Origin of the sequence: Labrys neptuniae (assembly GCF_040797145.1) — a bacterium.
In the GTDB taxonomy this organism is placed as follows: domain Bacteria; phylum Pseudomonadota; class Alphaproteobacteria; order Rhizobiales; family Labraceae; genus Labrys; species Labrys neptuniae.
Window position 1 is genome coordinate 25,910 of record NZ_JBFNQD010000014.1, and the last position, 15,979, is coordinate 41,888.

Here is a 15,979-nt window from a genome sequence, read left to right on the forward strand (position 1 = left end):
CACGGTTGTGGTTCTGAGGCGGGATGTTGCAATGTTGGCTCGCTTGCAAAAGTTGATACGCAGTTTTGCGCCGGGCGGGCCGGCCAGGCCACGCTACGTCTTCGACGAGACCGACCATCGCGTCGCCGCCGCCGGGCTGCTCGTCTATGCCATGAATGTGGATGGGGTCGAGAGTCCGGCCGAGAAAACACGTGTGGCCGCATTGCTGCAGGAGCGCTTTTCGCTCGATGAGGACGAGACCCGTGCCCTGCTGGCGGCGGCAGGAGAGCGTAATCGCGATGCTCTCGACTTCAACGATTTCACCGGCGTGGTGAAGCGCGCCTACAATGTCGATGGGCGCCAGCGCATCGTCGAAATGATGTGGGAGATCGTGTTCGCCGATGGCGTCCTGCACGAGTTCGAGGACAATCTCGTCTGGCGCGTCGCCGAGGCCCTCGACGTCCCGTCAGCCGCGCGCACCACGATCCGCAGCAAGGCCGCCGCCCGGAACAACGTGCTTCTGCCGGAAGCCGGCGAGTGAGCCGCCCGGTCGCCTTGGTCACGGGCGCATCGAGCGGCATCGGCGAAGCATTGGCCCACGCCCTGGCCGAACAGGGTGAGGACCTCATGCTGATCGCCCGGACGCAGAGCGAATTGCTGCGCGTCCAGAGTGAGATCGCGACAGCCACGGGGCGCTTCGTGGCGGTTGCCGCGTTGGATCTCGAACGCGCCGATGCGGCCGAGGCCGTCAAGGCCGTGTTGCGTGACCAGGACCTCAGCGTGCGGCATCTGGTCAACAATGCCGGCTTCGGCCTGGCGGGCGATATGGCGGATCTGCCGGTATCTGGCCAGGTCGGCATGGTCGATCTCAATTGCCGTGCCTTGCTGGCGCTGACACTCGCCTTCCTGCCCGAGATCCGCGAGAACGAGGGCGGCGTGCTCAATGTCGCCTCGGTCGCCGGTTTCACGCCGGGACCGGGCCTTGCCGTCTACTATGCCAGCAAGGCCTTCGTGCTGTCATTGACGCGGGCGCTGGCTTTCGAGGAGCGGGAAAGCGGCATCCGCGTCTGCGCCCTTTGCCCCGGTCCGGTACCGACCCGCTTCGGCGCCCGGGCAGGGTTCGGCAAGTCGGGCGTCATTGCCATCACACGCCCGCTTTCGGCAAAGGATGTTGCCCATATCGGACTCGCCGGTTATTTCGGACGTCGCACCGTCGTGGTGCCGGGCATGATCCCGAGGCTGATGGTTGCCATCCTGTCGGTCCTGCCGACGCGGATGGTGCTGCCTGTCCTCGCTCGCGCCCAGCGGCAGAGGCGGCAGAAATAGTGCCTTTCGCCGGGCCGAGCGCTTCGTCATGAAGCGGTGAACGGTCTGTGCGAAGGGGAGATATGCGAAACCCTTCCTTGACTTCCCTGGCGTGAGACGCCAGTTTCCGGCTCCTTTCGTCGTCATTTGGACACCCATGCGCAGCTATCTCGATTTTGAAAAACCAGTGGCCGAGCTCGAGGCCAAAGTCGAGGAACTGCGCGCGATGGGGGAGTCGGGTGACGCAGTGGCGATCGGGGACGAGATCCAGCGGCTCGAGGCCAAGGCAAACCAGGCGCTGCGCGACCTCTACGCCCAGCTCACGCCCTGGCAGAAGACCCTGGTGGCCCGCCACCCCGAGCGCCCGCATGCCAATGATTATATCGCCGCCCTGATCGAGGATTTCACGCCGCTTGCCGGTGACCGCAAGTTCGGCGATGACGAGGCCATCATCGGCGGTTTCGGACGCTTCCGCGGCGAGTCCGTCTGCATCCTCGGCCATGAAAAGGGCTCCGACACCGAAAGCCGGATCCGGCACAATTTCGGCATGGCGCGGCCCGAGGGCTATCGCAAGGCCGTGCGACTGATGGAAATGGCCGACCGCTTCGAATTGCCGGTGATTTCCTTCGTCGACACGGCCGGTGCCTATCCGGGCATCGATGCCGAGGAGCGCGGCCAGGCCGAGGCGATCGCCCGCTCGACCGACGCCTGCCTGGGGCTGGGTTCGCCCAGCGTCGCCGTGGTGATCGGCGAAGGCGGTTCGGGCGGCGCCATCGCGGTAGCGGCGGCGAGCCGGGTGCTGATGCTGGAGCATTCCATCTATTCGGTGATCTCGCCGGAAGGCGCGGCTTCCATCCTCTGGCGCGAGGCCAGCAAGGCGCAGGATGCCGCCAACAACATGAAGATCACGGCGCAGGACCTCCTGAAGTTCGGTGTGATCGATGCGATCATTCCCGAACCGACAGGGGGAGCCCATCGCTCGCCCGAGAAGGCGATCGAGACAACCGGCGATTTCATCCAGAATTCGCTGCGCGATCTCTTCAACCAGTCCCGTGAAGCCCTGATCCGGGCGCGTCAGGACAAATATCTGATGATTGGCCGCAGCCTGTAGGATTTCGGGCCGAGTTTGCATGGGAAACGCTGCGGCTGGGACCGCGGAGGTCTCGTCCGCTCTTCCTATCCGCAAGGCTCCGGCGTGTCCGCGGTCCCAGCCGGTCTGCCTGGCTCACCCCCTCAGCGCCGCTGCCGGCGATTGCCGATAGGCCAGCAGGGCAGGCGCGAGGCCGAGCAGGGCGGCGAAGCCAGCCAACAGGGCGGCGAGACCGAGATCGGCCCGCGTGAAGGCCACCGGCAGGACCATGCCGCTCCAGCTCGTCACCCAGCCCGATATGGTCAGGGCACCGAGATAGCCGAGCGAGAAGCCTGCTCCGATGCCGAGCGCCAGCAGGATGAAGAGTTCGGACCAGACAATGGCGAGCACGGTCAGGCGCGGCGTGCCGAGAGCCCGGAGTGCGCCGATCTGGCGGCGGCGCTGGCCGACATGGATCACCGTCACGAAGATCAGGGCTGCCGCCACCAGGAACTGCGCGCCGGCCGCGACCGCCACCAGCACGGTGCGGGCGTCGCCGAGCGTGGCATAGAGCCGCGTCAGCACCTCGGCCGGGAAGACGGCGAGCGTGCCCTCGCCACGATAGGCCTGGCGCAGCTTGTAGGCATCGGCGATCGTGCGGGGCTTGACCAGAAGGGCCGGGACTCCTGCTGCGGTCTTGGCGAAGCTCTCGTCGAGCGGCGCCGCCGCATCGATCGCGCCTTCATGCTCATGCTCTTCATGCCCGGCCTCGCCGTGCTCGGCATCGTCGGGCTTGGAGCCTTCATGCTCGGAATGGACATCGTGATCCGCCGCTTCTTCGGCATGGCCGAGCCCATGCAGGTGCCAGACGGCCTGGATCGGCACCAGGACCGCCTTGTCCCAGGCCGTATGGCTCGGCTTCAGACGCCCCACCACGGTATAGGCGAGTTCGGTATGGGCGTGGCCCCCTTCCTCGGCCATGCCGTGTGAGGGCTTGATGCGCGTGCCGAGCGGAATTCCGGCGGCTGCACCGACCACAGCCTCGCCTTCGGCGGCGAAGGCTCGACCTTCGGCAAGACCGTCGGACAGAGCGTTCACCAGGGCTGTCGTAGTGCCGACGATCGGCTTGCCCTGATAGGAATCGCCGAAGCCGATCGGCGCGACCCAGGCAACCCGCGGATCGGAGGCGAGTTTGCGCAGCGTCTCCACCGGCATCAGCGGCAAAGGCGAAGGCTGCAGGAAGACGGAGGACAGCACCAGCTGGGTCTCGCTGCCGGCGGCGCCGATGACGAGGTCGAACCTGTCGGCCGCACGGGCACTGCCGAGGCGCATCGCCCGTTCCTGCAGCACCACGCCGACGCCGAGCGCGGTGGCCAGCGCCACCAGCAGCACCACGGCCAGCGCTCCGGGCCAGACGCGGCGCAGATCGGCGAGGATGAAGCGGATCATGCGGCCTGTGCCCTTCCTACCTCGTCCGACGCGATGCGGCCGGCGGCGAGCGTCAGCCGTCGTGCCAGTCGCCCCGTCAGAGTAGTGTCGTGCGAGACGACGATGAGCGTGGAGCCTTCCGCGCTGGCGAGTTCGATGAGGAGGTCGCCCACGACGGCGCCGGCCTCGGCATCGAGGCTCGCGGTCGGCTCGTCCGCCACCAGCACGGCCGGCCGGCGCAGCAGGGCCCTGGCGAGGGCGACACGCTGCATCTCGCCGCGGGACATGCCATCGATCGCCTGATCCGGCCTGGTCAGGCCGACCCGCTCCAGCAAGGCGCGGCCGCGGTCGATCGAGGTTTTGCCCGCACGCCTCGACAGGCGCAGCGGCAACAGCACGTTCTCCAGGGCCGACAGACCGAGAAAAAGATGAAAATCCTGCATGACCAGGCCGATATTGTGTCCGCGCCAGCGGTCCCTGGCGCCCTCCGGCAGCCTGGCGATATCGGTGTCGCCCCAGCGTATCCGACCCTGGCCGACGCGCTCGAGGCCGGTGACGACGTTGACGAAGGTGCTCTTGCCTGAGCCCGACGGGCCGGTCACGGCAAGCTGGCTGCCTGCCGTGAGGGCGAGCCTGTCGATGCGCAGCACCGGGGCGGCGAGGCCAGGGAAGGAGACGGCGATATCTTCGAGGTCGAGTGCCAGCACCGGATCAGACCACCCAGTAGCGCGCGTCGCGCAGGCGCAGCCGGCTGAGAAAGCCGGTTGCCGGATCGGTCCAGGACCCCATTTCCAGGCGTCCCGACACCTCGATCCTGGTGCCGGGCTGCACGAAGGTCTGCTTCTCGTCGAGATAGATCACCACGATATTGTCGGGCCAGTCCGAGTCGGAGGAGCAGAAGGGGCAGATCGACATCGGGATTTCGGTGAGCACGAAGAAGGTGGCTTCCGCCTTGAGGGGCGGTGCCATGAAGCCGCTCATCACCACGTCCTTGCCGTCGAGTTCCCTGACCTTGGCCGAGAACTCCAGGCCCAGCACGCTGATCTTGCCATAGAGTTCGGGGAAGCCGAGCGTTGCCGGGGCCGCGAGGGCCGGCGGCGCCAGGAGAAGAGGCGAAAGCCCGAGCAAAGTGAGGATCTGGCGGCGGGGCAGGGTTGTCATGGCATATGTCTCACACCGGCGGGGGACAGCTCTGCTCCTGGGATCGCAGGCGTCTCGCCTGCTCTTTCCCGTAAGGTCACCGGTTCCAAGAGCAGGCGAGACGCCTGCGATCCCAGGAAAGATGTCTTCCGGGCGGCGTGCCGCCCGGAGAAGGTCGTTACTTACTGCATCTGCGCTTTCTGGGCGCCGGAAGCACCGAGCGCGAAGGCATCGGCCAGGACGCGGTAGACGTCGCTTTCTTCCAGATAGCCCTTGAAGCCCTCGGCACCCGGGCCGGTAGCCTGCAGCACGATGTCGTCGACGGCGTGGGCGGTGCTGTCGTTGTTGCGTGGGATGTTGCCCTGGACGAAGACGGCGCCGGGCACGTCCTTGTAGGCGGGATTGGCGACATATTCCTTCTTCTCGTTCTGGATGGCCGGCTCATAGGGGCCGTCCAGCTTCGGGCTGAAGGTTTCGTAGTGGTCGGGATAGTTTCCGTAGACGACCGCCAGGCGCTTGCTGGGATCGATCTTGTCGGGATAGCCGTCGCCGTCCTTGTCCTCGTAATTGGTGAAGCCGGCCTCGGCATAGATGCCGACCTTTTCGCGCATGTCGGTGCCGGGCTTGCTGTCGTCGATGGTGCCGATCACCGACATGGAATGGGTGTGGTCGCCCGTGACGACGATCAGCGTATCGGGATGGGTCTTGGCGAATTCGCGCGCCGCGCCGACGGCCTTGTCGAATTCGATGGTTTCATAGAGCGAGCGCTCGCCATCCTGGGCATGCGACATCTTGTCAATCGAGGCGGCTTCCACCATCAGGAAGAAGCCTTCCGGATTCTTGGAAAGCTGGTCGAGGGCCGTCTTGGTCATGTCGACCAGGCCGGGCTGGTTGGGGAACTTGCCCACCGTGCCCTTCTTGAGCAGGTTGCGGTCGAGTGCCACATCCATGTTGCCGGTGTGGAACAGGCCGAGGATCTTGCCGGTATTGGTGCCGGAGGCGGCAGCGAGGCTGTCCTTGTCGGTGGCCAGCGTGTAGCCGGCATCCTTGAAGAGCTGGATATAGTCCTTGTCGTCCTTGCGCTTGGAGCCGGTGGTCGACTTCGGCAGGAAATAGGCCGAGCCGCCGCCCAGGATGATTTCGGGCTTCACGTCGTAGAACATGCCGACGATCTCGGCCTTGTCGGCGCGCTTGCGGGTATGGGAAACCACGGCCGCCGGGGTGGCGTCCTCGATCTCGGCGGTGGAGACCACGCCGATGGACTTCTTGCCGGTGCGGCGCAGCGCCTCGGCGATGGTCTCGACGCGCGGATCGTCAAGGCTGGCGGGCGTGCGATCGGCATAGACGCCGAGAGCGTTCACCGCCGTCTTGTGACCGGTCATGTAGGCCGACATCGTGTTGGCGCTGTCGGTGGCAATGGCATCCGTCGACGAAGTGCCGATGAAGGCCATGTGGTCGAGATCGTCCATGGCGAGGCGGCCATTGGCCTTGCCCTCGGTCATGCCCTTGGACATGATGCGAGCGCCGGTGCGGTTGGCGACCGTCAGGCCGTCACCCAGCAGGAAGATGATGTTCTTGGCCTTGGGCGTGGCGGCAGTGCCGAAGACGTCCCAGGTCACGCTGCGGCTCTGGCCGCCGGCCGAAACCTCGACCTTGTAGCTGCCGGGCACGCTGAGGGTGAGGCCGCGCAGCAGCACTGCCGAGCCGAGATCCTTGTCGTCCTTGCCCTTTTCGGAGGCGACGAACTCGACGTCCTTGCCGAACACACCCTTGTAGTCCTGCCCGTTGACGGTGACGCGCACATCCTCCGGCTTCACGGTGCCGGCGAACTCGGCCTTGAAGTCGAAGGGCGAGCCGGCCAGGATGGTGGCGCGGTCGAGCGGATAGATGCCCGCGGCCTGGCTGGGACCGATCAGCATGGTGGTGACCGCAAGAGCGGCGAGGAGCGTGCGCATGGCAATCCTTTCGCGATGCGAGCAGACTTTGTCGCCGAAGCGTCTTGCGGTGTGGCCAAGCAGCCGTACTTGCAAGGACGCGTCCAAACAAAGAGCTTGAGGAGAACGCGTTCCCCCTGAACGCGCTTTGCGCTAGGGATAGCCAGCGCGTGCGACAGGTCCATGACAGCGAGCAGGTTCAGGATCAGGCCGCTCCGCATGCAGTATAGAGGATGGATCGATCGGCACCGGGAGCGGCGAAGACTCCATGTCGCATCCCGCTGTCCTGTCCGATCCGGGGTTTTGTCGTGGCCGATGCTTGTCGAGCCACGAGGAAGTCTATAGGGTCCCCGGCCAGTTTCCGGTGGAAGGCCTCTATCGGCAGGGCGTGGAATCAGGCATTGTGCCGTTAAGAGTCCGTTCACGCTGTTGCGTAACCACGATCGGCCCATGACTTGCGGCGAGTGGTCGTTGACTGTAAATGTCCCTTAGTCTGTATTGCTGACTTTGCACGGGTTCACTGGTTCATGACCGCTCACTTCAAGTTGATGCGCAAGATTGCAATGGCCGTGCCGGTCCTTTTGCTGGCAGCGGCCTGTTCCAATCAGAATGGCGCAAGTGTTCGTTCGACTAGCCCGGTGCCGCAGGCCCTGATTGCCGAAATGCAGGCCAAGGGCATGGCGCGTTCCGCGCCCATCCTGGTGCGCATCTACAAGAAGGAGTCCGAGCTCGAGCTCTGGAAGCAGACCTCGAGCGGACGTTATGCCCTGCTCAAGAGCTATCCGGTCTGCCGCTGGTCCGGCCAGCTCGGTCCGAAGAAGAGCGAGGGTGACCGCCAGGTGCCCGAAGGCTTCTATGCGGTGAGCATGAGCAGCCTCAATCCGAATTCGCAATATTACCTGTCCTTCGACATCGGCTACCCCAACAGCTTCGATCGCCAGCTCGGCCGGGCCGGCGGCAACATCATGGTGCACGGCTCCTGCTCTTCGCGCGGCTGCTTCGCCATGACCGACAAGCAGGTGGCCGAGATCTATGCCGTGGCGCGCGAGGCGCTGCAGGGCGGCCAGGCTTCGTTCCAGGTACAGTCGCTGCCCTTCCGCATGACGCCCGAGAACATGGCTCGGAATCGCCGCAACCCCAATATCGGCTTCTGGCAGAACCTCAAGGAAGGCACCGACAACTTCGAGGTCACCAAGCAGACGGTCAAGGTCGATGTCTGCAAGGGCCGCTATGTCTTCAACGGCAATGGCGGTACCGATTGCGGGATCGCTCCCGCCAGCCAGAATGTGGCAGCCGCCGTCTACGAGAAGCGGCGCGGCGACGATGCCAAGGTGACTGCGCTGGTTGCCTCCGGCACCAAGGCCGTCAACTATATCTATCAGGATGGCGGTTCCAATCCGGTGTTTACCGCGCGTGCCGTCGACCAGTCGGCGGTGCCTGGCAAGGACCGGCCCTTCAGCTATTCGCGCGTCGACGTGACCGAGGTCGCCCTCAACGACGCGGGTGCTCCGGCAACGGAAGCGGATGCGAATGCCGCTCATCGCGTGACCTATGCAGCAGCCGAAAGCCTGCTCTATTCGGAAGCCGCCGTGGCTCGCAAGCCGATCAAGGGCGTGGCCGACCCGAAGGCTGTCGCCAAGCGCCAGGAAGCCGTCTATGCCCGGCTGATGGGTAGCAAGTTCCAGGCTCCGATGCCGCAGAAGCCGCTGGCGATGACGGTGGCCGCGGCGCCTGTGTCGTCCAGTGCTCCGGCAAGCCAGCTGGTGGCCTCGGCGGCACCGGAAGGCCAGCCCTTCTATGCACGCTGGCTGGGCTTCGCGCCGACCGAGCAGCCGGCTTCCCCGGTTACGGCGATCAAGGTCGACCCGATCCAGACCGGCACGGTGCCTGACACCAAGCTCAAGCAGGGCAAGGCAAAGACGCTGACGCCGGGCAAGCCGATGATGGCCGCGACGGCGCTGCCGGCCGCCCAGATGGCCGAGCTGCCGCCCGCGATCACCAATCCGCCGACCGAGCAGCCTTTCTACAAGCGTTGGCTGGGCCTGGGCGGCGAGCAGGGCGCCACGGCGACCAACTGACCTGATCTTTCTTGATCGATTGATCCGTGAGCCCTTTCCCGGCATGGGAGAGGGCTCATTCATTGGGCGTGACGAGATCCGATGGCTGATCGTCGTGCCCATATCCAGGCTTCGGCCTCACCTCGGGTGACAGGCAGTCTCCAACTGTTGCAAAATCAATCTCGCCGCCACCGTCTGGATCCTTGATGCCATGTCGCTCGATGTCGTCGATCTCCGCGACTTCTACTCGACCAATCTGGGCATCGTGGCCGGCCGCCTGATTGCCACCAAGATCCGGGCGCGCTGGAGCGACCTTCGCGGCCAGCGCGTTGCCGGCATCGGCTTTGCCGCACCCTATCTCACCATGTTTCGCGAAGAGGCCGAGCGCGTCGTCTCCTTCAATCCGGCGACGCAGGGCGTGCTGGAATGGCCCGAAAACGGCCCGCTTGCCGCTGCTCTGGTCGAGGAGACCGAATTGCCCCTGGCGGATGGCTGCCTCGACCGGGTACTGGCCATCCATCTGCTCGAGGAGGCCGATTCCGCTCTCGACACGCTGCGCGAGATCTGGCGGGTGCTGGCGCCCGGCGGTACGGTGATGCTGGTGGCACCCAACCGGCGCGGGGTCTGGGCCCGCTCCGATGCCACGCCCTTCGGCAATGGCCGGCCTTTCTCGCGCCCGCAATTGACCCGCTTGCTGCGCGATGCGCTGTTCTCGCCGGTGAACTGGACGGAAGCCCTCTATCTGCCGCCAATGTTCCATGGCTGGGCGCTGCGTTCCGCGCCTGCTTATGAGCGCTTCGCGGCTCGTTTTGCATCGCCCTTTGCCGGCGTGCACATCGTGGAGGCCTCCAAGCAGGTATTCCGGCCGATCACCGTGCGCGCCAAGCGGGCAGTGTCGCCGAAATTCACGCCGGTGCTGCTGCCGAGCCCGGCGGCCGGGCGGGTCGCCGACGGGGCGTGAGCCTGCGCTGCCGCTTACTCGATTCTTCGTCCAGGTTGCGCTGCCCCTCACCTTACCTCTCCCCGTAAGAACGGGGCGAGGGGAATTCGGCGGTGCGTTTCATATTGACGGCAAACTACCTCGCCCAACCGACGGGCGAGATGAGAGGTCCGAGGATCGATCGCAACGCTTGCGCCTCCTCGCCCCGTTCTTACGGGGAGAGGTAAGATAAGGGGCGGCACGACGATGCCTACGGCGTCAGCGAAGTCAACATCTCAGCGCCTTCGCAGCAGGAATACCGCCTGCTCGCCGAACAGGTTCCAGAACCACCAGGGCGCCCTGACCTGGACCGGCTGGCCCGACAGCGTCAGCGCCTCGGCCCGTTCGATCACCGCGTCGAGGCCGCGCGCCATCTCGACGAAGTCCCGGATCGAGCAGAAATGGATGTTGGGCGTGTCGTACCAGGCATAGGGCAGGTTGTCGGTCACGGGCATGCGGCCGCGGAACATGATCTGGCTGCGGATGCGCCAATGCCCGAAATTCGGGAAGGAGACGATGGCGCGCCGGCCGATGCGCAGCATGTCTTCCACCACCTGGCGCGGATTGCGGGTCGCCTGCAGGGTCTGCGACAGGATCACATAGTCGAAGCTGTCGTCGGGATAGTCGGAGAGGTCGGAATCGGCATCGCCCTGGATCACGGCCAGGCCGCGCCCGACGGCGGCGTTGACGCCGAGCTGGCTGATCTCGATGCCGCGGCCATCGACGCCGCGTGTCGCCTCCAGCAGGGACAGCAATTCGCCGTCGCCGCAGCCGACATCGAGCACGCGGGCACCGGGGATCACCATGTCGCGGATCTGTAGGAAATCGAGGCGGCTGCCCGGCGCGGCCGTGGCGCTGCGCTGGGCCGTCATCGTCCTGGTGTCGCGCGGGCGGAACCCGTTCATGCCACGCCTCGCTCGCGGGCGGCGGCGCCGACGAAGCCGCGAACCATGTCGAACAACTCGGGAATGTCGAGCAGGAAGGCATCGTGGCCCTTGTCGGTCTCGATCTCGACGAAGGAGACACGCGCGCCGGCCGCGTTGAGCGCATGCATGATCTGGCGCGAGGCGCTGGTGGGGAAGAGCCAGTCGGAGGTGAAGGATGCCACGCAGAAGCGGGTATGCGTGCCCTTGAAGGCTGAGGCGAGGGATCCGTCATGCTCGGCCGCGAGGTCGAAATAATCCATCGCGCGGGTGACATAGAGATAGGAATTGGCGTCGAAGCGCTCGACGAAACTCAAGCCCTGATAGCGCAGATAGCTCTCGATCTGAAAATCGGCGTCGAAGGTGAAGGTCCGCGCCGCGCGGTCCTGCAGGTTGCGGCCGAATTTGCGCTGCAGCGCGTCTTCGGAGAGATAGGTGATGTGGGCCGCCATGCGGGCGACACCGAGGCCCTTGGCCGGGCGGGTGCCTGCCTCGAGATAATGGCCGCCGCGCCAATCGGGATCGGCCATGATCGCCTGCCGGCCGACCTCGTTGAAGGCGATGTTCTGGGCGGTATGACGGGCGGCGCTGGCGATGCACAACGCCGAGAAGACGCGGTCGGGATAGGCGACTGCCCATTGCAGCACCAGCATGCCGCCCATCGAGCCGCCAAGCACGGCGAACAGGCTCTCGATGCCGAGATGGTCGAGCAGCATGGCCTGTGCCCGCACCATATCGGCGATGGTCACCACCGGAAAGTCGAGGCCATAGGGCTGGCCGGTTGCCGGATTGGTCGAGGCCGGGCCGGAGGAGCCCATGCAACTGCCGATCACATTGGGGCAGATCACGAAGAAACGCTCGGTGTCGATCGGCTTGCCCGGCCCGACCAGGGTGTCCCACCAGCCGGCACGCCCGGTCACCGGGTGGATGCTGGCGACATGCTGGTCGCCGGTGAGCGCGTGGCAGACGAGCACGGCGTTGGATCTGGCTGAATTGAGCGTGCCCGCCGTGGTATAGGCGATGCGCAGCGGCGCGAAATCGATGCCGCTGTCGAGGCGAAGCGGCCGTTCCGGGCCGAAATCGACGAGCAGGCTGTCATCGGGCTGGTCTGCCTGCTTGCGGGCCAGTTCCGGGAAGCTCGCCCGCAGCTGCTCACCTTCCGACATGCGTCTGCATTTCCCCCGTCGCCCAAGGTCGCTCGACAAGTTTGTTCGATTTGCCGAACGTTTCGTTCGATACATCCTAATATCACGCACTGAAGCAAGTGCAATGGCATTGCGGATGGCGGCGCTCGTGCGTTTTCGCATCTTCCGGTTGCACGAGTTCGCGAGAGCGCTTTGCAGCACTCGTGGTCATCGTTAGACATGATGAGATCTGGTCCGACCTGGAAAACGCCATGCCCGATATTCCGCTCACCGCAACGACAGCCGTCATCGTCTTGGCCATTGTCCTGCTGTTCTTCCTGATGAAGATGGTGAAGACCGTACCGCAAGGATATAACTACACGGTCGAGCGTTTTCGCCGTTACGCCTATACCATCCAGCCCGGCCTCAACATCGTGCCACCGATTTTCCATCGCATCGGTGTGCGCATGAACATGATGGAACAGGTGCTGGATGTCCCGACCCAGGAAATCATCACCCGCGACAACGCTTCGGTGGCGGTGGACGGCGTCGCCTTCTTCCAGGTGATCGATGCCGCCAGGGCTGCCTACGAGGTCGCCAATCTCAACAGCGCGATCCTCAACCTGCTGATGACCAATATCCGCACCGTGATGGGCTCGATGGATCTCGACCAGCTGCTTTCCCATCGCGACGAGATCAACAATCGCCTCCTGACCGTGGTCGATGCGGCGGCGACCAGCTGGGGCATCAAGGTCACCCGCATCGAGATCAAGGATATCGTGCCGCCGGCCGACCTGATCGCCTCGATGGGACGCCAGATGAAGGCCGAGCGGGAGAAGCGGGCCGTCATCCTCGAGGCCGAGGGCCAGCAGCGCGCGGAGATCCTGCGGGCCGATGGCCGCAAGCAGGCCCAGGTGCTGGAGGCCGAGGGGCGCAAGGAAGCCGCCTTCCGTGATGCCGAGGCGCGCGAGCGCGCGGCCCAGGCCGAAGCCGCGGCGACGCAGGTGGTCTCCGAGGCCCTGTCACACGGCAATGTCGCCGCGCTCAACTACTTCATCGCCGACAAATATGTGAAGGCCATGCAGGCGATGGCGACGGCACCGAACCAGAAAGTGATGGTACTGCCGATGGAGGCGACGGCCTTGATCGGTTCGCTCGCCGGTATCGGCGAGATCGCCAAGGCCACCTTCGGGGACGCAGCCTTGCCGGCCAAGCGCTCTGGCGTGCCGCGTACCGGCCAGGATTGAGACGGAGCCGTCCATGACCGAACTTGCGTCCATCAATGTCTGGGGATGGTTCGTGCTGGCCGCCGTGCTGATCGGCCTGGAGGTGTTCCTGCCCGGAGCCTTCATGATCTGGCTCGGTCTCGCCGCCGCAGCTGTCGGTGTGATCAGCCTCTTCCTGCCATTGAGCTGGCCGCTGGCCCTGCTGCTGTTCGCAGCTCTCGGCGTGGTCTTCGCCTGGATCGGCCGGCATTTCGCCCGCCGGGCCGATGCATCCGACAAGGAACAGCCCTTTCTCAATCGCCGGGCCGATGCACTCGTCGGCCAGAGTTTCACCCTGGCCGAGCCGATCGTCAACGGCGAGGGGCGGATCCGGGTTGGCGACACGGTGTGGCAGATCAGGGGAGCTGACGCAGGCGCCGGTGCGCGCATCAGGGTGGTGCGCGTCGAGGGCGGATGGCTGGCGGTGGAAGAAGTAGTCAGGCAGACGTGAGGATAGAAACTGGGTAGGCTTGGTTCTGCCCCTCACCCCATCACCGCCATCCCCTTGATGTCTGCCGGTGTCACTCCATCCGCCCTGAGAGCCCGCAGGCTGGTGGAACGGGCGGACTTCGACAGTTTCTCGCCGTCGGGGCCGAGAAGCAGGCCGTGATGGTGGTAGATCGGCTCGGGCAGGCCGAGCAGGGCCTGCAGCAGGCGGTGCAGGCCGGTGGCCTGGTAGAGGTCCCGGCCGCGCACGACATGCGTGATGCCCTGCAGGGCATCGTCGACCACCACGGCCAGATGATAGCTCGCCGGAAACTCCTTGCGTGCCAGCACGACGTCGCCCCAGCGTTCCGGAGCGGCAGGAATCGCCTCGGAGCCCGCGCCTCGGGGCGCTGCCTGCTCCTGCCAGGACAGGGCAGGCGCCAGAGGCCCGGCCTTGGCCAGGGCTGCCGTCATGTCGAGCCTGAGGGCAAAGGGTTCGGCCGGATCGCGTCCGGCAGGATCGTCGGCGCGGGCGAGCGCGGCGCGGGGATAGAGCGGGGTGCCGTCCGGGTCGCGGGGATGACCCGGCCGGTCGATGGCCGCGGCAATCTCTGCCCGCGACGCATAGGAGCGGTAGAGCAGCCCCATGCCGGCAAGGCTGTCGAGGGCCTGGCGATAGTCATCGAAATGTTCGGATTGGCGCCGCGGCGAGGGTTCGAACGGAAGGCCCAGCCAGGCGAGATCTTCCAGCAGGGCAGCGACGAATTCCGGGCGGCAGCGGGTGGTATCGATATCCTCGATGCGCAATAGCAGGCGCCCGCCGGCGGCCTTCGCCCAGCGTTCGTTCTCGAAGGCCGAAAGCGCATGACCGAGATGGAGATGGCCGGTCGGACTGGGAGCGAAGCGCAGGAGGGGGCGGATCGATTGATTTGTCACGCCTGTGGTGTAACACACGGGCATGACCGTGATCATCCGTTCGCGCACTGAAATCCTCGCCGGAGTCGAGGCCTTGCGCGCGCTCGATCCCAGGCTGGCCGCCATCCATGACCTGTGCGGTGAGCCGCCCTTGCGCCGCAACGAGGGCGGTCTGGAGGGCCTGGCCTGGATCATCGTGTCCCAGCAGGTCTCCGTCGCCAGCGCCCGGGCGATCTGGGCGCGCACCAAGGCGGTGTTCGATCCTTTCACGGCGCAAAGACTGGTCAGCGCCCCCGAGGCAGATTTTCGGGCCGGTGGCCTGTCCATGCCCAAGATCCGCACCCTCAGGGCTGTCGGCCAGGCAATGCTGGAGGGGCTCGATCTCGATGCCCTCGCGGTGCTCAGCGCCGATGCGGCCCGCCTCGAACTGACCAGGGTCAAGGGCATCGGTCCCTGGACGGCCGACATCTATCTGATGTTCTGCCTCGGCCACGGCGATGCCTTCGCCTCGGGCGATCTTGCCCTGCAGGAAGCGGCGCGCATGCTGCTCGACCTCGAAAAACGCCCGGATGCCGCAGAGCTTGCCCGCATTGCCGAAGCCTGGCGCCCCTGGCGCAGTGTTGCCGCCCGTCTGCTCTTTGCCTATTACGCCAAGATGAAGAACCGAGCAGGCGTTGCCTTGGAGTAGACGGTGCGACGTATTTTCGTCACGCAAGGGTGCTCAGTGGATCCATGAGTTGCTTGAGGAGAGCAGAATGACGACACTCGACGGGCCCCGCCTGCCTGCCAAATCCGGAAAAGCCCGCCAGCTCGTCGTGTTCCTGCATGGTTATGGCGCCGATGGCAACGATCTGATCGATATCGGCCGTGCCTGGCAGGAACTCCTGCCCGACACCGCCTTCGTATCGCCCCACGCGCCCGAGCCCTGCGCCGGAAGTCCCTTCGGTCGTCAGTGGTTCCCGTTGACCTTCCAGGTCCCCAATGAGCGTTGGCACGGCGTCGAGAAGGCCCGGCCCGTGCTCGATGCCTTCCTGGACGAGGAGCTCAAGCGCGAAGGGCTGGATGAGGCCGCGCTCGCCCTGGTTGGTTTCAGCCAGGGCACCATGATGGCGCTGCATGTCGGACTTCGCCGCCCCAAGGCGATGGGGGCGATCGTCGGCTATTCCGGCGTGCTCGTCTGCCCGGACGGGCAGCTGCCCGCGGTGATGGCGCCTCAGATCACGGCAAGGCCGCCGGTATTGCTGGCGCATGGCGACCAGGATCAGGTCATTCCCCCCTTCGCATTGCAGTTCTCGCAGGAAGGGCTCAAATCCCTGGCCGTGCCGGTCGAGGCTCATATGAGCCGTGGGCTCGGCCACGGCATCGACAATCAGGGCCTGCGGCTTGGCGGCACTTTCCTGGCCCAGGCGCTGACGCGCGCGGCGTAGGCCGACAA

General features: G+C 65.5%; 16 protein-coding genes. 9 read left to right on the forward strand and 7 right to left on the reverse strand.

What is annotated here, in order from left to right; genetic code table 11:
- Nucleotides 1-31 precede the first annotated feature (31 nt).
- From ABXS05_RS27840 to ABXS05_RS27850, 3 genes are all read left to right on the forward strand, one after another.
- Nucleotides 32-520, forward strand: coding sequence for a tellurite resistance TerB family protein (locus ABXS05_RS27840; RefSeq protein WP_311937733.1), 489 nt, complete (start codon nt 32-34; stop codon nt 518-520).
- Entirely contained in the window at nt 517-1,305 is a 789-nt protein-coding gene (locus ABXS05_RS27845) for an SDR family NAD(P)-dependent oxidoreductase (RefSeq protein ID WP_311937731.1), read from the forward strand. Before ABXS05_RS27840 ends, ABXS05_RS27845 begins: the two co-directional genes overlap by 4 nt.
- Nucleotides 1,306-1,441: 136 nt before the next feature.
- Nucleotides 1,442-2,395 (forward strand): acetyl-CoA carboxylase carboxyltransferase subunit alpha, encoded by a 954-nt coding sequence (locus ABXS05_RS27850; RefSeq protein WP_367626116.1) that lies wholly within the window; start codon nt 1,442-1,444, stop codon nt 2,393-2,395.
- A gap of 114 nt (nt 2,396-2,509) precedes the next feature.
- On the opposite strand, the gene ABXS05_RS27855 is transcribed toward ABXS05_RS27850, so the two are convergent.
- From ABXS05_RS27855 to ABXS05_RS27870, 4 genes are all read right to left on the reverse strand, one after another.
- Nucleotides 2,510-3,802 carry an FtsX-like permease family protein gene (locus ABXS05_RS27855; RefSeq protein WP_367626117.1) on the reverse strand — a complete coding sequence of 431 codons (1,293 nt, stop codon included), beginning with the start codon at nt 3,800-3,802 and terminating at the stop codon, nt 2,510-2,512.
- Complete coding sequence (locus tag ABXS05_RS27860) at nt 3,799-4,488, reverse strand: ABC transporter ATP-binding protein (protein WP_367626118.1); 690 nt, start codon at nt 4,486-4,488, stop codon at nt 3,799-3,801. The genes ABXS05_RS27855 and ABXS05_RS27860 overlap by 4 nt, the downstream gene beginning before the upstream one ends.
- 4 nt (nt 4,489-4,492) lie before the next feature.
- Nucleotides 4,493-4,942 carry a hypothetical protein gene (locus ABXS05_RS27865; protein WP_367626119.1) on the reverse strand — a complete coding sequence of 150 codons (450 nt, stop codon included), beginning with the start codon at nt 4,940-4,942 and terminating at the stop codon, nt 4,493-4,495.
- Between the two features lie 161 nt (nt 4,943-5,103).
- Entirely contained in the window at nt 5,104-6,876 is a 1,773-nt protein-coding gene (locus tag ABXS05_RS27870) for an alkaline phosphatase (RefSeq protein ID WP_367626120.1), read from the reverse strand.
- Nucleotides 6,877-7,382: 506 nt separating this feature from the next.
- Between ABXS05_RS27870 and ABXS05_RS27875 the strand changes: the two genes are divergently transcribed.
- Nucleotides 7,383-8,933: a L,D-transpeptidase family protein gene (locus ABXS05_RS27875; protein ID WP_367626121.1), complete on the forward strand. Its 1,551-nt coding sequence runs from the start codon at nt 7,383-7,385 to the stop codon at nt 8,931-8,933.
- Nucleotides 8,934-9,123: 190 nt separating this feature from the next.
- Nucleotides 9,124-9,873, forward strand: coding sequence for a methyltransferase domain-containing protein (locus ABXS05_RS27880; RefSeq protein ID WP_311937718.1), 750 nt, complete (start codon nt 9,124-9,126; stop codon nt 9,871-9,873).
- Nucleotides 9,874-10,127: 254 nt separating this feature from the next.
- On the opposite strand, the gene metW is transcribed toward ABXS05_RS27880, so the two are convergent.
- Both metW and metX read right to left on the reverse strand, forming a co-directional pair.
- The gene (gene metW / locus ABXS05_RS27885) at nt 10,128-10,763 is read right to left on the reverse strand and encodes a methionine biosynthesis protein MetW (RefSeq protein WP_068284214.1); all 636 of its coding nucleotides are present in this window, start codon (nt 10,761-10,763) and stop codon (nt 10,128-10,130) included.
- Nucleotides 10,764-10,792: 29 nt separating this feature from the next.
- Nucleotides 10,793-11,980, reverse strand: coding sequence for a homoserine O-acetyltransferase MetX (gene metX, locus ABXS05_RS27890; protein WP_367626122.1), 1,188 nt, complete (start codon nt 11,978-11,980; stop codon nt 10,793-10,795).
- A gap of 230 nt (nt 11,981-12,210) precedes the next feature.
- On the opposite strand from metX, the gene ABXS05_RS27895 reads away from it, so the two are divergent.
- Both ABXS05_RS27895 and ABXS05_RS27900 read left to right on the forward strand, forming a co-directional pair.
- A complete protein-coding gene (locus ABXS05_RS27895) occupies nt 12,211-13,185 on the forward strand; it encodes an SPFH domain-containing protein (protein ID WP_068284168.1) in 975 nt (324 codons plus the stop codon).
- A 13-nt stretch (nt 13,186-13,198) separates the two neighbouring features.
- Nucleotides 13,199-13,654 (forward strand): NfeD family protein, encoded by a 456-nt coding sequence (locus ABXS05_RS27900; RefSeq protein ID WP_068284166.1) that lies wholly within the window; start codon nt 13,199-13,201, stop codon nt 13,652-13,654.
- A gap of 32 nt (nt 13,655-13,686) precedes the next feature.
- Here ABXS05_RS27900 and gluQRS read toward each other — a convergent pair whose 3' ends face one another.
- The gene (gene gluQRS, locus ABXS05_RS27905) at nt 13,687-14,589 is read right to left on the reverse strand and encodes a tRNA glutamyl-Q(34) synthetase GluQRS (protein WP_367626123.1); all 903 of its coding nucleotides are present in this window, start codon (nt 14,587-14,589) and stop codon (nt 13,687-13,689) included.
- Between gluQRS and ABXS05_RS27910 the strand changes: the two genes are divergently transcribed.
- Nucleotides 14,588-15,232, forward strand: a complete 645-nt coding sequence (locus tag ABXS05_RS27910; protein WP_367626124.1) for a DNA-3-methyladenine glycosylase family protein — start codon at nt 14,588-14,590, stop codon at nt 15,230-15,232. The genes gluQRS and ABXS05_RS27910 overlap by 2 nt on opposite strands.
- A gap of 67 nt (nt 15,233-15,299) precedes the next feature.
- Nucleotides 15,300-15,971: an alpha/beta hydrolase gene (locus ABXS05_RS27915; RefSeq protein WP_367626125.1), complete on the forward strand. Its 672-nt coding sequence runs from the start codon at nt 15,300-15,302 to the stop codon at nt 15,969-15,971.
- The last annotated feature ends 8 nt before the right edge of the window (nt 15,972-15,979 follow it).

What these genes read in the sequence shown, in the direction of transcription:
- ABXS05_RS27855 (WP_367626117.1), bottom strand. Translation starts at nt 3,802, where the DNA reads ATGATCCGCTTCATCCTCGCCGATCTGCGCCGCGTCTGGCCCGGAGCG.
- ABXS05_RS27865 (WP_367626119.1), bottom strand. Translation starts at nt 4,942, where the DNA reads ATGACAACCCTGCCCCGCCGCCAGATCCTCACTTTGCTCGGGCTTTCG.
- ABXS05_RS27895 (WP_068284168.1), top strand. Translation starts at nt 12,211, where the DNA reads ATGCCCGATATTCCGCTCACCGCAACGACAGCCGTCATCGTCTTGGCC.
- ABXS05_RS27870 (WP_367626120.1), bottom strand. Translation starts at nt 6,876, where the DNA reads ATGCGCACGCTCCTCGCCGCTCTTGCGGTCACCACCATGCTGATCGGT.
- ABXS05_RS27900 (WP_068284166.1), top strand. Translation starts at nt 13,199, where the DNA reads ATGACCGAACTTGCGTCCATCAATGTCTGGGGATGGTTCGTGCTGGCC.
- metW (WP_068284214.1), bottom strand. Translation starts at nt 10,763, where the DNA reads ATGACGGCCCAGCGCAGCGCCACGGCCGCGCCGGGCAGCCGCCTCGAT.
- ABXS05_RS27880 (WP_311937718.1), top strand. Translation starts at nt 9,124, where the DNA reads ATGTCGCTCGATGTCGTCGATCTCCGCGACTTCTACTCGACCAATCTG.
- ABXS05_RS27875 (WP_367626121.1), top strand. Translation starts at nt 7,383, where the DNA reads ATGACCGCTCACTTCAAGTTGATGCGCAAGATTGCAATGGCCGTGCCG.
- ABXS05_RS27915 (WP_367626125.1), top strand. Translation starts at nt 15,300, where the DNA reads ATGACGACACTCGACGGGCCCCGCCTGCCTGCCAAATCCGGAAAAGCC.
- ABXS05_RS27910 (WP_367626124.1), top strand. Translation starts at nt 14,588, where the DNA reads ATGACCGTGATCATCCGTTCGCGCACTGAAATCCTCGCCGGAGTCGAG.
- ABXS05_RS27840 (WP_311937733.1), top strand. Translation starts at nt 32, where the DNA reads ATGTTGGCTCGCTTGCAAAAGTTGATACGCAGTTTTGCGCCGGGCGGG.
- metX (WP_367626122.1), bottom strand. Translation starts at nt 11,980, where the DNA reads ATGTCGGAAGGTGAGCAGCTGCGGGCGAGCTTCCCGGAACTGGCCCGC.
- ABXS05_RS27850 (WP_367626116.1), top strand. Translation starts at nt 1,442, where the DNA reads ATGCGCAGCTATCTCGATTTTGAAAAACCAGTGGCCGAGCTCGAGGCC.
- gluQRS (WP_367626123.1), bottom strand. Translation starts at nt 14,589, where the DNA reads ATGCCCGTGTGTTACACCACAGGCGTGACAAATCAATCGATCCGCCCC.